Here is a 13042-nt window from a genome sequence, read left to right as displayed (position 1 = left end):
GTTGCATGGGAGCGGACGGGAGAGATTTGCTGCCTGTGACCGTGCTGAGCGGATTTCTCGGCGCAGGCAAGACAACGCTGCTCGATCATCTGTTGATGAACCGCGACGGTCTTCGGGTCGCGGTCATCGTCAACGACATGAGTCAACTGAACATCGACGCAAGCCTCATCCGCAATGGCGGCGCCGACCTGTCGCACACGACCGAGAGCCTCGTCGAGCTCAGCAACGGCTGCATCTGCTGCACGCTCCGCGACGACCTCCTGCAGGAGGTCAGGCGACTCGCCGAACAACGGCGCTTCGATTATCTGCTGATCGAAGGAACCGGGATCGCCGAGCCGCTTCCTATCGCGGCAACGTTCTGTTTTCGCGACGAGGGCGGCGTCTCGCTTTCCGATGTCGCGCGGCTCGACACAATGGTTACGGTCGTGGATGCGACGAGCATGCTCGCCGACTATGGCAGCCGTCAACTGCTCCGCGAGCGCGGCGAGATGCGCGACAGAAACGATCAGCGCACGCTTATCGATCTCCTGGTTGAGCAGATCGAATTTTCCGACGTTGTGGTGATCAACAAGATCTCGGAAGTGGCGGACACGACGCGCGCGTCGCTCCGGAAGATCATTGCGGCACTCAATCCGGATGCGCGCCAGATCGAAGCCGATTTCGGCAAGATTCCTCCCAAGGCGCTGCTTGGCACCGGTCTCTTCAATGAAGCGAGAGCTGCGACCCATCCGCTCTGGCACAAGGAGCTGTACAACCCTGACGCTCACGTGCCGGAGACCGACGAGTACGGAATATCAAGCTTCGTGTACCGGGCGAGGCGCCCATTCGATCCAGTCAGCTTCCGATCTTTTCTCGACCAACCCTGGCCGGGCGTCATTCGCGCCAAGGGCCATTTCTGGCTTGCCACCCGTCCGGATTGGGTAGGTGTGCTGTCCGTGGCCGGGATTCAGCGTCGGTGCGAGCCGATGGGCTTCTGGTGGGCAACCGTTCCGAAGCCGGCATGGCCCAGCCATCAGCAATTTCAGGAGCAGATCAATAGCCATTGGGATGACGACTGGGGCGATCGCCGCCAGGAACTCGTCTTCATCGGCTCAGGCATGGACGAGGCACAGATCCGCGCCTCGCTCGATGCCTGCCTCACCCCTTGCGAAAATGGGTTCGATCCGGACTGCTGGCGCAGCCTCGACGACCCCTTTCCACCCTGGAATGCTTCTCAACAAGAGAAGCACGCAGGTGCGTCCGCCTGATAGTGCACATCCAGGTCAGCCCGTTGTTTTGCAACGATCTTTTCGAAAACCGGCACCTGCTTCTCGAGAGCAGGCGCTAATGAGGCTTCGCGGCTCCTCACAACACTAAACTCGCGGTCGCCCCACCGATAGCCGATCTTCCGGACGCAGCGAACAACCAGCTTGCCGGAGATCGACACTATGCAACTCAACTCTCACCAGGCGCAGGCCATCATCGATGGCGTGGAGGCCAAGGCGCGCGACATCGGGCTTCCCGTGGTCGTCGCCGTGCTTGACGCCGGCGCGCACCTCAAGGCTTTCAGGCGCATGGACGGCGCGGTGCTGGCGTCGATCGACATCGCGATCCGCAAGGCGTCGACCGCTGTCCTGTTCCAGGCGAACAGCGACGCCGTCTGGGAGTACTGCAAGCCCGGCGCTCCCGCGCCCGGTCTGCAACTGACCAATGGCGGCCTTGCCACCTTTGGCGGCGGTATCCCGCTCAAAGGGCCTGATGGCACCGTGATCGGCGCGCTCGGCGTGTCCGGCGGCACCGTTCCGCAGGATGTCGAAGTCGCGCAGGCCGGCCTCGCTGCATTCGACGCAACGACTCACTGACCCCCAACCTCAACCCATTACCCCACCAGCCAAAAGGAACGACCCTATGTCCAAGACCATTCTCATCACCGGTGCCGGATCCGGCCTCGGCAAAGGCGCAGCGATCGGCATGGCCAGGAACGGCCACAACATCATCGCCACCGTGCACGTTGCGTCGCAGGTCACTCCCCTGCGGGAGGAAGCCAAGGCGCTCGGCCTCAAGAACTTCCGCGTCGAACGTCTCGACCTGACCGATCCCTATGACGTGGCCGCTGCGCAAAAACTCGACGTCGACGTGCTGTGGAATAACGCCGGCATGGGCGAAGCCGGTCCCGTCTTCGAAATCCCGCTTGATCTTGTGCGCAAGAACTATGAGGTGAACGTGTTCCTGCCGCTCCAGCTCACGCAAGGGTTCATCCGCCGATGGATCGACATCAAGAAGAAGAGCAAGATCGTGTTCACGTCCTCGATGGGCGGCCTGTTCACGCCGGCCAATTGGGGCGTCTATGTTTCTACCAAGCATGCACTGGAATCGGTGGCCGAGGCGCTGCAGCAAGAGCTGAAGCCGTATGGAATTGCGGTGCAGACGATCAATCCCGGCGCCTTCTACACCGGCTACAATGAAACGATGGCCGATGCACCATTCCGCTGGCTCGACGACAGCCAGCACATCACCAAGCGCGCCGCCCTGCGCAAGGAATTCGACGACTTCCTCTCCGCGCCCGAGGGACACCTGGATGCCCGCGAGATGATCGACCGCATGATCGAGATCGTTCCCGCCGACACCGGAAAATTCCGCAACGTGGTGCCGAAAGCGACCGAGGACATGCTCAAGGCGCATCAGATCGCGGCATGGGAAAACCAGATCTGAGCACGCAGGTACAACCGATGTCAAACCTGCGCAATCCGAAGGAGGAAGTCATGTCACGGCTCTTCGTCGCAATTTTCCTTTCAACCCTGCTTGGAGGCATCACCATGGGTCAGGCAAGTGAACAACGCGAAGCGCGCAACAAGGCGTTGATCCAGGCCAAATTCGACGCCTGGGCGTCCGGCACCGGAGGCCCGTACGAGTTGCTCGCCGACGACGCGGTCTGGACCATCACCGGCAGGTCGCTCGCGGCCAAGACCTATCCGAGCCGCGAAGCCTTCATGGCGGAGGTCATTCGGCCGTTCAATGCGCGCATGAGCACAGGCCTAAAGCCGGCGATCCGCAACATCTACGCGGAAGGCAACACCGTCGTTATCTTCTTCGACGCCAAGGGTACGGCGCGAGACGGCGTGCCCTATGAGAACACCTATGCCTGGTTCCTTGACCTCCGCGATGACAAGATCGCGAAGGCATCGGCCTTCTTCGACAGCATCGCGTTCAACGATCTGTGGACCCGTGTTCAGCCGGCTCAACAGTCGGTACGCTGACTGCAGCCGCCGCTTTGGGAGACCCGGCCGGGTATCGGCCGGGAGTTCCGGAAGCGGCGGATCAGCTACTAGATCCAATCCTCCAGCATGACCAATCGAGAGCCCAAGATCATGAGCACATGGTTCATCACTGGCGCCTCCCGCGGCTTCGGCGCGCGGATTGCCGAACTGGCCCTGGCGAACGGCGACAATGTCGCCGCTACCGCCCGCAACCACCGCGCTGTCACGAGGCGCCTCGGCGATCATCCCAACCTGCTGCCGCTTCCGCTCGACGTGACGGATGAAACACAAGCCACTACTGCGGCTGCAGCCGCGATCGAGCGATTTGGGCGGATCGATGTGCTCCTCAACAATGCCGGCTATGGCCTGCTCGGCGCGGTCGAAGAGGCGACGGCCGCCGAGGTCGAGGCGCTTTACCGGACCAATGTGTTCGGCCTTCTGAATGTGACCCGCGCCATCCTGCCCCACATGCGCGCGCAGCGCTCAGGACGCATCCTGAACATCTCCTCCATCGGCGGGTACCGGGCCGGTCCCGGCTTCGGCGTCTATTGCTCGACCAAGTTCGCGGTCGAGGCGCTGTCGGAGGCGCTCCATGCCGAACTGGCGCCGCTCGGGATCTATGTCACGGTGGTCGAGCCCGGCTATTTCCGGACCGACTTCCTGGATTCCTCTTCGCTGGCAGCAAGCCCCGCGCGCATTGCGGATTACGACCAGACGGCGGGGGCTGTGCGAACCCATGCCGCTGATCTCAACCACGAACAGCCCGGCGATCCCGACAGGCTGGCGAAGGTCCTCGTCGATTTTGCGACGGCAGCCAATCCGCCCGTGCGCCTGCCGCTCGGCAGCGACACGGTGGCCGCCATCGAAGCCAAGCATGTGTCCGACGCCGCGATCCTCGCTGAGTGGCGCGCGGTTTCGGTCTCGACCGATTTCGCACAGCCTGGGCCGGTAGGCACCTGACGGTTACGCTCCGGGGGCCGGCGATCGATCACTCAACGTCGCCGGCCGACCGGAGGACGATCTTACCCTCCGGATTTTATTCCATTTCCTCTTCGCTTTTTTTACGCTGCCCGTGCTCGCAGCCGATGATGAATTGCGAGCTGCGACACAAAAGGTCGCATTTCCAGGGTGCCCTCCGCAAAGCTATGTTGAGGTCGACAACTTAAACATCAGGTTCATTGCGCAGAATTATCAGTTGAATGATCTTCTCGTCATGGATCGTGAAATAGAACGAAAGCACAAGCGGGTCAGGCAACCCGCTCCTATCAAATTCCCCGTCGACATTGGCGGCCACGACCGCAATACCGGGGCGCTTGAAGACGCTCACGACATACATCGTGATACGGTTTCCGATCATGTCGCGCTCGGCCCAGGCCCTGATCTCGGCCTTGCCCCGGCACTCCCGAAGCTGATCGTTGACGATCGCATCGTCGGCGAAGCTGTCCAGCAGCCGAGAGATATTGAACGTGTTGATCGCCAGGATGAAGGCAGTCACAGGAGCAGGCGATTCGGGCACGACAGATCTCGCAATCGCGAGCGCGGAGACTTTCTCGTCGCGAATCGACAACGTCCAATCGAGCTGCGTTGCGCCGTCGATGCCGTTCTCATCGGCACCATGGATCATGACGGTCACGATCGTCGGTCCACTGCGTCGAACCGCGTTGATGGGTTGCACCGTGATCCCGCTGCCGAAGAAACGATCGCTCCACTCTCGAATGTTTCCTACGCCGTATTCGGCTTCGATATCGCATATGACAGCGTCGTCGGCGAATGCCGCAAGAAAAGCCGACAGGTCGCGCCTTCGCAGCGCCTGAAGCAATTCGGTAACCGCAGATGGGAGCTTTGCAGACATTGATGCCGAGATCCGATGAAGTGACAGACAGAGAGATAGGCCTCGCGCCTGCCGGCGGCCCGTTAAGTCTTGCGAATAATTGCGAACGTCACGACGGCATGGGAGTGAAGGGCAGCTACTGGACGACACGCGCGATGCCGCCGGCCTCGCCTTGCGTGCGTAGATGAGGGCGTATGGCAAGCAATCTCACCCGCCCCGTGGAAGGCGCAACATTCGGCCCGTTTCGGCTGTTCGCGACGGAGCGCCTCCTTGAAAAGGACGGTGTCCCCGTCAACTTAGGAAGCCGTGCCCTCGATATTCTCATCGCCCTGGTCGAGCGTGCAGGCGATGTGGTCAGCAAGAAGGAACTGATCTCGCGCGTTTGGCCCGATATCATCGTCGACGAAAGCAGCCTTCGGGTCCACATCACCGGCTTGCGAAAGGCGCTCGGAGATGGAAATTCGGGTACGCGCTACGTCGTCAACGTGACCGGCCGCGGATATTGCTTCGTTTCTCCTGTTGTGCGCGAGGCCGACCGCCCGTTGGCCCCGGACCCCATTCTCCAGGTCGTCACCCCTGCCCGCTCCGAGCAACCCGCGCGCCTTCCACCGCGGCTGAAGCGCATGGTGGGCCGCGAGGAGCTGATCGGCGATCTGGCAAGACAAATAACCGATCGCCGGCTCATCACCATTCATGGCCCCGGCGGCATCGGCAAGACCACGCTCGCCGTTGCGCTGGGGCACCTGCTTGTCGCCGACTTCGGCGCCGCCGTGCACTTCGTCGACCTTGCCGTGCTCAGCGCTCCCGGACTTGTGCCCGGCTCTGTTGCATCGGCGCTGGGACTGCCGGTTCAGTCGAGCGATCCGTCTGCGGCGATCATCAACTTTCTTCGCGGCCGCCGCTCGCTCCTGATCCTTGATAGCTGCGAACATGTGATCGAGCCTCTCGCGAATTTGGCCGAGCGCCTCGTGCTGGAGGTGCCCGAGGTGAGCATCATCGCCACGAGCCGCGAACCGCTGCGCGTCGAGGGCGAGTATGTCCATCGGCTGGCACCGCTGCAGAGCCCGCCTGAGGATGGCGACCTGGACGCCGAACGTACCCTCTCCTTTCCCGCCGCGCATCTCCTGGTCGAGCGCGCAGTCGCCGGCAATCACCTGTTCGAGCTGACCGATGCGGACGCTCCTGTTGTCGCGGAGATCTGCCGCAAGCTGGACGGTATCGCGCTTGCGATCGAACTGGCGGCAGGCCGCATCAGCACCCACGGCCTGCGCGAGACGGCGGCCCTGCTGGACAAGCGCATGAAACTGCTGTGGCGCGGCCGGCGCACGGCGTCGCCCCGCCACCAGACCCTGACCGCGACGCTCGATTGGAGTCATGATTTGATCACCGATCGCGAGCAGACCATATTCCGCCGGCTTTCGGTCTTTGTCGGCACCTTCACGCTGGAGGCGGCGCAAGCGGTGGCGGCCGACGATGAGCTTGAGCCGTCCGACGTTATCGACGCCATCGAGCAGTTGGTCGCCAAATCCCTGATCTCGACGACGAGCGTGTCGGATGCTTCGATGCGCTACCGGCTGCTCGACACGACGCGCGCCTATGCCCGCGCGAAGCTGGAGGAGTTCGGCGAGGCGTCTTCCGCCTGTCGGCGCCATGCGCGCTATTGGCAGGACCGTCTGGAACGGACCCACACAAACGAAGCCCTGGTCGATCCTCACGCAAAGGAAGACATCCCGGCCGAGGACCTCGGTAACATACGCGCGGCTCTCGAATACAGTTTCTCGGATAACGGCGACCAGGATCTTGCCGTTGCGCTGACCGCGTCAGCCGCCCGTCTGTTCACAAAATTCTCGCTGTTGAACGAATGCTCCCGGTGGACCGAGCGCGCTTTGTCGGTACTCGGCCCGCCAACCGACGCGACGCGGTCCGAAATGCAGCTCCAGGCGGCGTTCGGCCATTCGACGATGTTCACGCGGGGAGATGGCGGACGCGCGTTCGCTGCGATGACCAGGGGCCTCGAACTCGCGGAAGAGTTGGGCGACCGCTTCTATCAGTTCCGGCTGCTGAGCGATCTGCACATGTTTCGATTGCGGGCCGGAAAATATCAGGACACGCTGGCGCTCGCCGAGCGCGCCTGGACCGTTGCGCAAAAGATCGCCGATCCCGTCGGATTGTCCGCCGCGCACCGATTGCTCAGTACTTCCCATCATCTCGTGGGCAACCAGCCCGAAGCGCTGTCTCATCTGGAAACCTGGCAGCCGCGTCCGTCTCAGATCACAGACACCAGTGCTTTCAATGCCGGTCGCGTCCCCCGGATCGGCCGGAGCCGCGTCCTTTGGCTGCTCGGCTTTCCGGATCAGGCGGTCGAGGCCGTCAGGAAGGCGGACGAGGAAGCGATCAATGTCCGAAGTCCAGTGCCTGTCTGCATCGTGACGATCTGGGGCGCCAACGTATTCGGATGGATCGGCAATTGGGATGCGGTCGAAGAGCGGGCCGATCGGTTGATCGCGTATGCGAGCAAGTATTCGCTCGGGCCGCATATCGCCGTGGGCAATGGCATGAAGGGCGCCGTGTTGATCAACCGCGGCGAGATCGAACGTGGCGTCGAATTGCTGCGTGCGGCGCTGACGAAGTTGCGCGCGGATCATTACGAACTCTATACCGGCGGGTTGTGTCTGGCCTTGGCCGACGGCCTTGGTGCGAGCGGCCGGCTGGACGAAGCCATGACTGCGCTCGATGACACGATCGCAATCGTCAACGCGAATGGCGGTTCGCTGGATCTGCCGGAATTGCTGCGCACCAAGGGCACGCTGCTCGCGCAGGCTGGCGATCTGGCCGCGGCGGAAGATAATTTGCGGCGCTCGCTTGAGCTGGCAAGGAGCCACTCCGCACTATCGCTGCAGCTCCGCACGGCCATGAGTCTCGCCCGGCTGAAGATCGGTCAGGAAGATGCGGGCGAAGCGCACGCCATGCTTGCCGAAATCTGCGGTCGATTCACCGAGGGTTTCGACACGGCCGATCTGCGGGCGGCCAAAGGGCTCCTCAGCGAGATGAGTTCCACATCGATCTCGATGCCGAAGATATCTTCGGCCTAGCCGGCCTGTCTGAACCGCATCGCTGATTGGTTCACAGCGTGGCCGCTGAAGGGACGCGAGTATCTGTCAAGCATGAAATTGCGCGCCGCCCACTCGACTTTCCATTTGTGAGCACACAAGTTCCGATTGGGAACGGACCGTTCTCGCAGGGTCAAGAGCACAGGGTGTTGTTGTGATGCGCCGCATCGTCGTTACGGGAATGGGATTGGTGTCGCCGCTCGGTTGCGGCGTCGAGCTCGCATGGTCGCGGCTGCTTGCCGGACGATCGGGGCTTCGTACCCTGCCGGCATGGGCGGCCGCGCTGCCGGCGCGGGTCGCGGGGATCGTGCCGACCAAGGCCGATGATGTCGAAGGCGGCTTCGATCCCGATCTCGGCGCACCGCCCAAGGACCAGCGCAAGATGGACCGTTTCATCCTGTTCGCGCTGGTCGCCGCGGCCGAGGCGATTGCGCAGGCTGCATGGACGCCTGCCGATGCCCACGCGATGGAGCGGACGGCGACCGTCATTGCATCTGGCATCGGTGGATTCCCGGCGATCGTCGAAGCGGTGCGTACCACCGATCAGCGCGGCGTTCGGCGCTTGTCGCCGTTCACCGTGCCGTCGTTCCTCGCCAATCTCGCGGCCGGCCACATCTCGATCCGCTATGGTTTCAAGGGTCCGATCGGCGCGCCCGTCACGGCCTGTGCCGCAAGCGTGCAAGCGATCGGCGATGCCGCGCGCCTGATCCGGTCGGGTGAAGCCGATGTCGCCGTATGCGGCGGCGCGGAAGCCTGTATCGATCTCGTCAGCCTCGGCGGCTTTGCCGCCGCGCGGGCGCTGTCGACCGATTTCAACGAAACGCCCGAGCGCGCATCCCGTCCCTTCGATCGGGACCGCGACGGCTTCGTGATGGGCGAAGGCGCTGGCATGCTGGTCATTGAGGAACTCGATCATGCGCTACAGCGCGGCGCCAGGCCCATTGCCGAAATCATCGGCTATGGCACGACCGCGGATGCCCACCACATCACCTCGGGCCCCGAAGACGGCGATGGCGCACGCCGCGCCATGGAACTCGCCTTGCGTCAGGCGCGACTTGAGCCCAGCCAGGTCCAGCACCTCAATGCGCACTCGACTTCGACGCCCGCCGGCGATCACTCCGAGATCGAAGCCATCAAGTCGGTGTTCGGGCGCGAGGGCAAGCTCGCAGTGAGCGCAACCAAATCGGCGACGGGACATCTGCTCGGCGCGGCCGGAGGCTTGGAAGCGATCTTCACCGTTCTCGCTCTCCGCGACCAGGTGGCGCCGCCCACCCTCAATCTGGAGAATCCTGACGATGCGGCTATAGGCATCGATCTCGTCGCCAGAGCAGCCAGGCCGATGGCCATCGAGCACGCGATCTCGAACGGGTTTGGCTTCGGCGGCGTCAACGCCAGCATCATCCTGCGGCGCTGGACGTGATCATGTTGCGGGGTGACGTCGCACGCGCGACCCCGCTCACCCGTCTTACACCGCCGGCGGATTACGGTCGATGAAGGTCGAGCGTTGGTGCCAATAGGGATAAGGCAGCGTCACCTTGCTGACTTCGTCGAGCTTGGCGACCTGCTCCTTGGTCAGCGCCCATCCGATCGCGCCGAGGTTCTCGCGCAGTTGCGCCTCGTTGCGCGCGCCGACGATCAGCGTGGCGACGGTCGGTCGCTGCAACAGCCAGTTCAGCGCGATCTGCGATACGCTCTTGCCGGTTTCCTTGGCGATCTCGTCGATCGCATCCACGACGCGATAGAGGTGCTCATCCGGCACCGGCGGTCCGAAGGAAGACGTCTGCGGCAACCGGCTGACCTCCGGCCGCGGCTGGTCGCGCCGGATCTTGCCAGTGAGCCTGCCCCAGCCGAGCGGCGACCACACCACCGCGCCGAGACCCTGGTCGAGGCAGAGCGGCATCAACTCCCACTCATAATCGCGCCCGATCAGCGAATAATAGGTCTGGTTGGCGACGTAGCGCGGAAAGCCGTATTTGTCGGCAACCGAAAGCGCCTTCATGAGGTGCCAGCCGGAAAAATTCGAGACCCCGACATAGCGGATCTTGCCGGAACGCACGAGCACATCGAGCGTTGCGAGCACCTCTTCGGGCGGCGTGAGCGCATCGAAGCCATGCAGCTGGAACAGGTCGATATAATCGGTCCCCAATCGGCTCAGCGAACCGTCGACTGCCGCAAGCAGATGCTGACGGGACGAGCCGATATCGTTCGGCCCTTCGCCGCTACGGAAGCTCGCCTTCGTCGAGATCAGCAGCTTGTCGCGCCGCCCCTTGATCGCCTGGCCGAGCACGCGTTCGGACTCGCCCATGGAGTAGACATCAGCGGTATCGAACATCGACACGCCGGTATCGAGGCAGATGTCGACCAGCCGCCGCGCTTCGGTCGCATCGGTATTGCCCCACGGGGCCAGGCGACCAACGCCGCCGAAGGTGCCCGTCCCGAAGCTGAGCGCGGGCACGCTAAACCCTGACTTTCCCAGACGTCGGTATTCCATCTGTATTCTCCGCGCTTCGTGCATGCGGCCCATCCAACGGCCGCCGCAGGATCGTATTCAAATCCGGAACCGGTGCAAGCGCGCGGATGGAATGACATGGCGGAGTCAAAGTGACTTGACACTCTATTGCAGCACGACTCGCTCTATCATATTATGATCGAAATACAATCGTGAGGGCATTTGCCATGTCGGAGGATCTGACCGAGGTTGAAACCGGAACCGGCGAATTGCTGTGCCAGATCGACGGGCGCGTCGCCATCCTGACGCTGAATCGGCCTGAGGCACGCAACGCGCTCTCGGACAATCTCACCCCGGCTTTGCGGCGCATGATCAAGAGCCTGGGCGACGATCCCAAGATTGGCGCCCTCCTGATCACGGGCGCGGGCAATGCCTTTTGCGCCGGCGGTGACGTCAAGGGCATGGGCAGCGGCATTGCCCGGCCCGAACGGACGCTGGAGGAGCGTGTCGCTATTCTCCAGGAGAGGCAGCGCACGCTCACCGGCGTGCTGGTGGCCGTCCGCAAACCCACCGTCGCCGCCCTTCCCGGCCCTGCTGCAGGCGCAGGCCTCGCGATCGCGCTTGCCTGCGACATCCGGATCGCAGCCGAATCCGCCATCATGGCGACCGGCTACGCCCGCATCGGCCTGTCCGGCGATTACGGCGTCGCCTGGCTGCTGACGCGGCTGGCGGGAACGGCCCGCGCGCGCGAATTGATGTTCCTGTCGGAACGTCTCGACGCTAGGCGTTGCGAAGCGTTCGGACTGGTCAACCGCGTCGTCCCTGACGATCAGCTCCGATCGACCGCGCTGGAACTGGCACAGCAACTCGCCGATGGGCCGCCGATCGCGCTTGGCTACATCAAGGACAATCTCGACCACGCCCTTGCGTCCGACCTTCTGACCTCGATGGATTTGGAAGCCGAGCATATGGTCCGCGCGGCGCGCACGAACGACCACAACGAAGCCGTGCGCGCCTTCGTTGAGAAGCGCAAGCCGGTATTTCACGGCCAGTAAGAGACGCACCGGCGCCGTAGGGTGGGCAAAGCGCAGCGTGCCCACCTTCCTTGCACCGAACGTGGACGGTGGGCACGCTTCGCTTTGCCCACCCTACAATTCCTCACCGCACTCACAGGAGAAAGCGAGATCATTCCGAATTCGCATCCAGGATCGCGCCGAACGGTTCCCAATTGGTGCCGCTCCAACGCTGCATCTGCAACTGCGTCCAGACCATGTTGTTGCTGTCAGACGTATTGGCCTTGATGCCGGGCGACGCTGTCGGGACCACAAAGTCTTTCAGAGATTTCGCCTGCTTGATGATGTTCTTGCGCGACAGGTCATCGCCGCACTGCTTCAGGATCTGCTCCAGGATCATGCCCTGCATATAGCCGGTGAGATAGCTGGTGTTCTGGATGTCGGCGCCGGGCAGGTACTTCTCGAAGAACGCGCGATAGGCCTTCACGCCCTCGTCATCGTCCCATCGCCCATCGGTCGGGTCCTTGTTGATGGTGCCGACAATGACGCCCTTCGAATTCTCAAGTCCGGCCGGCTTCAACGTACCTCCGATCGAGCCCGACGGGAAATTGAGGATCACGGTTGCCTTCCAGCCGATCTCGGACGCCTTGCGGATCGCCTGCGCCGCGAATTTCGGCGTGCCCGCAATGAAGAATCCTTCTGCGCCGGAGCTCTTGAGGTTGACCACCTGGGAATCGATGGTCGGCTCCGTCACCTCATAGGCTGCGGTGACGACGCGCTTGTCGAAATCGCTCTTCAAGATCGACTTGAACGCGGCGACATAGTCTTTGCCGAGGTCGTCGTTCTGGAACAGGATCGCGTATTTCTTGCCGGGCAGCGTCTGCTCAAGGAACTTCGCATAGATCCGGCCCTCCGTCTGATAGCTGACGAGCCCGGTCGTTGTCAGCGGAAATTCGGCAACATCGGTGAACTTGCTCGAGCCGCTGACGATCGCAATCGAAGGAACGCCTTTCGCCTTCAAATATTTCGCCGTCGCCGAATTGCCTGGTGTCCCGAGCTGGCTGAAGATGAAGGCGACCTCGTCGCTTTCGACGAGCTTGCGCGCATGCTCGACCGCCTTTGGCGGACTGTAAGCATCGTCCATCGCGATATAGTTGATCTTGCGCCCGTTGATGCCGCCGCGATCGTTGATCATCTGGACATAGCCGAGCACGCCGCGGCCGACGAGACCGATCGACGACGCCGGACCGCTGAACGGAAAGATCCCGCCGATCTTGATCTCGGTCGCGCTGACGCCCGGCTCGTCGGCGGCGTCAGCCGGAAGCGCCAGCAGCGACGCCGCTAGGCATGCCGCCGCCACACTCAATTTCATCTTCATGCTTCCCTCCCTCCAAAGCCCGTCA

General features: G+C 62.8%; 11 protein-coding genes. 8 read left to right on the top strand and 3 right to left on the bottom strand.

All coding sequences use genetic code 11. The features are described from left to right. The first annotated feature begins 5 nt into the window (after nt 1-5). The 5 genes from OZ411_RS00775 to OZ411_RS00755 all read left to right on the top strand — a co-directional run bounded on the left by OZ411_RS00775 (nt 6) and on the right by OZ411_RS00755 (nt 4196). On the top strand, nt 6-1247 hold the full coding sequence (locus OZ411_RS00775; protein WP_282526379.1) for a GTP-binding protein: 1242 nt from the start codon (nt 6-8) through the stop codon (nt 1245-1247). A gap of 180 nt (nt 1248-1427) precedes the next feature. Further along, the gene (locus tag OZ411_RS00770; protein ID WP_282526378.1) at nt 1428-1841 is read left to right on the top strand and encodes a heme-binding protein; all 414 of its coding nucleotides are present in this window, start codon (nt 1428-1430) and stop codon (nt 1839-1841) included. A gap of 46 nt (nt 1842-1887) precedes the next feature. Continuing rightward, nucleotides 1888-2691, top strand: a complete 804-nt coding sequence (locus tag OZ411_RS00765; RefSeq protein WP_282526377.1) for an SDR family oxidoreductase — start codon at nt 1888-1890, stop codon at nt 2689-2691. Nucleotides 2692-2795: 104 nt separating this feature from the next. Beyond that, nucleotides 2796-3236 (top strand): nuclear transport factor 2 family protein, encoded by a 441-nt coding sequence (locus tag OZ411_RS00760; protein ID WP_282526420.1) that lies wholly within the window; start codon nt 2796-2798, stop codon nt 3234-3236. A 111-nt stretch (nt 3237-3347) separates the two neighbouring features. Next, complete coding sequence (locus OZ411_RS00755) at nt 3348-4196, top strand: oxidoreductase (protein WP_282526376.1); 849 nt, start codon at nt 3348-3350, stop codon at nt 4194-4196. A 202-nt stretch (nt 4197-4398) separates the two neighbouring features. On the opposite strand, the gene OZ411_RS00750 is transcribed toward OZ411_RS00755, so the two are convergent. Next, nucleotides 4399-5088 carry a nuclear transport factor 2 family protein gene (locus OZ411_RS00750; protein ID WP_282526375.1) on the bottom strand — a complete coding sequence of 230 codons (690 nt, stop codon included), beginning with the start codon at nt 5086-5088 and terminating at the stop codon, nt 4399-4401. A gap of 173 nt (nt 5089-5261) precedes the next feature. Here OZ411_RS00750 and OZ411_RS00745 point away from each other — a divergent pair, with 173 nt between their 5' ends. Further along, on the top strand, nt 5262-8159 hold the full coding sequence (locus OZ411_RS00745; protein WP_282526374.1) for a winged helix-turn-helix domain-containing protein: 2898 nt from the start codon (nt 5262-5264) through the stop codon (nt 8157-8159). A 175-nt stretch (nt 8160-8334) separates the two neighbouring features. Continuing rightward, nucleotides 8335-9597 carry a beta-ketoacyl-ACP synthase II gene (gene fabF / locus OZ411_RS00740; protein WP_282526373.1) on the top strand — a complete coding sequence of 421 codons (1263 nt, stop codon included), beginning with the start codon at nt 8335-8337 and terminating at the stop codon, nt 9595-9597. 45 nt (nt 9598-9642) lie between these two features. Here fabF and OZ411_RS00735 read toward each other — a convergent pair whose 3' ends face one another. Next, nucleotides 9643-10668 carry an aldo/keto reductase gene (locus tag OZ411_RS00735; protein WP_282526372.1) on the bottom strand — a complete coding sequence of 342 codons (1026 nt, stop codon included), beginning with the start codon at nt 10666-10668 and terminating at the stop codon, nt 9643-9645. Nucleotides 10669-10853: 185 nt separating this feature from the next. On the opposite strand from OZ411_RS00735, the gene OZ411_RS00730 reads away from it, so the two are divergent. Next, nucleotides 10854-11681 (top strand): enoyl-CoA hydratase-related protein, encoded by an 828-nt coding sequence (locus tag OZ411_RS00730; protein WP_130576757.1) that lies wholly within the window; start codon nt 10854-10856, stop codon nt 11679-11681. Nucleotides 11682-11811: 130 nt separating this feature from the next. Here the strand turns inward: OZ411_RS00730 and OZ411_RS00725 are convergent, their stop codons facing one another. Further along, nucleotides 11812-13017, bottom strand: a complete 1206-nt coding sequence (locus OZ411_RS00725; protein WP_130576758.1) for an ABC transporter substrate-binding protein — start codon at nt 13015-13017, stop codon at nt 11812-11814. Between the last annotated feature and the right edge of the window lie 25 nt (nt 13018-13042).

The organism is Bradyrhizobium sp. Arg237L, assembly GCF_029990105.1.
Taxonomy (GTDB): Bacteria; Pseudomonadota; Alphaproteobacteria; order Rhizobiales; family Xanthobacteraceae; genus Bradyrhizobium.
This window is presented reverse-complemented; position numbering and strand designations above follow the sequence as displayed.

What these genes read in the sequence shown, in the direction of transcription:
- OZ411_RS00770 (WP_282526378.1), top strand. Translation starts at nt 1,428, where the DNA reads ATGCAACTCAACTCTCACCAGGCGCAGGCCATCATCGATGGCGTGGAG.
- OZ411_RS00735 (WP_282526372.1), bottom strand. Translation starts at nt 10,668, where the DNA reads ATGGAATACCGACGTCTGGGAAAGTCAGGGTTTAGCGTGCCCGCGCTC.
- OZ411_RS00745 (WP_282526374.1), top strand. Translation starts at nt 5,262, where the DNA reads ATGGCAAGCAATCTCACCCGCCCCGTGGAAGGCGCAACATTCGGCCCG.
- OZ411_RS00725 (WP_130576758.1), bottom strand. Translation starts at nt 13,017, where the DNA reads ATGAAGATGAAATTGAGTGTGGCGGCGGCATGCCTAGCGGCGTCGCTG.
- OZ411_RS00750 (WP_282526375.1), bottom strand. Translation starts at nt 5,088, where the DNA reads ATGTCTGCAAAGCTCCCATCTGCGGTTACCGAATTGCTTCAGGCGCTG.
- OZ411_RS00730 (WP_130576757.1), top strand. Translation starts at nt 10,854, where the DNA reads ATGTCGGAGGATCTGACCGAGGTTGAAACCGGAACCGGCGAATTGCTG.
- OZ411_RS00765 (WP_282526377.1), top strand. Translation starts at nt 1,888, where the DNA reads ATGTCCAAGACCATTCTCATCACCGGTGCCGGATCCGGCCTCGGCAAA.
- OZ411_RS00760 (WP_282526420.1), top strand. Translation starts at nt 2,796, where the DNA reads ATGGGTCAGGCAAGTGAACAACGCGAAGCGCGCAACAAGGCGTTGATC.
- fabF (WP_282526373.1), top strand. Translation starts at nt 8,335, where the DNA reads ATGCGCCGCATCGTCGTTACGGGAATGGGATTGGTGTCGCCGCTCGGT.
- OZ411_RS00775 (WP_282526379.1), top strand. Translation starts at nt 6, where the DNA reads ATGGGAGCGGACGGGAGAGATTTGCTGCCTGTGACCGTGCTGAGCGGA.
- OZ411_RS00755 (WP_282526376.1), top strand. Translation starts at nt 3,348, where the DNA reads ATGAGCACATGGTTCATCACTGGCGCCTCCCGCGGCTTCGGCGCGCGG.